The sequence below is a fragment of the Vibrio sp. 2033 genome (assembly GCF_033339735.1).
This window is the reverse complement of the sequence record NZ_JAWOVC010000382.1, coordinates 1-682: the sequence shown is the minus strand read 5'-3', so window position 1 is coordinate 682 and position 682 is coordinate 1. Positions and strand designations below refer to the sequence as shown.

Genomic DNA, 682 nt, shown 5'->3' with positions numbered 1-682 from the left:
AGATAAAGTCGGTATGACTTTCTGGAATAAAGCCCAGTGTTCCTTGTGTGGCATTCATCCAACCTTTGCCTTTCATACCGCCAGAACCGATCGCAATCAGCGACTGAATGATTTGGTAACCAGAGCCAAGTGGGTCAGATTCTGGGTGTAAGAACTGCGTCACACGGCTTTTTTGGTAGGCTTCCATCACGAAAAACCACAGAATCGGGGCGAGCGTTAGAACGCTCACCACAAATCCGCCAATGATTTTCCAGCTCATACCCGCGAAAAATAACACGAATAGTGCGTAGATCACGGTAAAGATCGCACCATCCAGATCGGGTTGCAGAGCGATCAACCCTGCGGGAACCAAGGTAATCATCAAACAAAGCGCGATTTTACGAAAGTCAGGTCTGCCGCCTTCCAGATGCAGCATCCAAGCTATCATGATCGGAATCGACAGCTTAATTAATTCCGAAGGTTGAAAACGAAAAAAGCCGATATCTAGCCATCGTTGTGAACCGTTAGTGCTGTCACCAAACAGCGCGACGGCCAGCAGTAACGACACGGCGACAAAATACAAGTACGGTGCCGAGCGTTGATAACTGGCTGCTGGAATGGATGACATCACCAGAATACACACCAGTGTCAGTGCGCAGCGGGCTAAGTGTTTAAAGAGCATGGATTCATCGAAACCACTGGC

General features: G+C 48.7%; 1 protein-coding gene. It reads right to left on the bottom strand.

The genetic code is table 11. The features are described 5' to 3' along the window. Positions 1–682: FtsW/RodA/SpoVE family cell cycle protein (locus R7P74_RS26730; RefSeq protein WP_318123684.1), on the bottom strand; the 682-nt coding region annotated here is incomplete at both ends.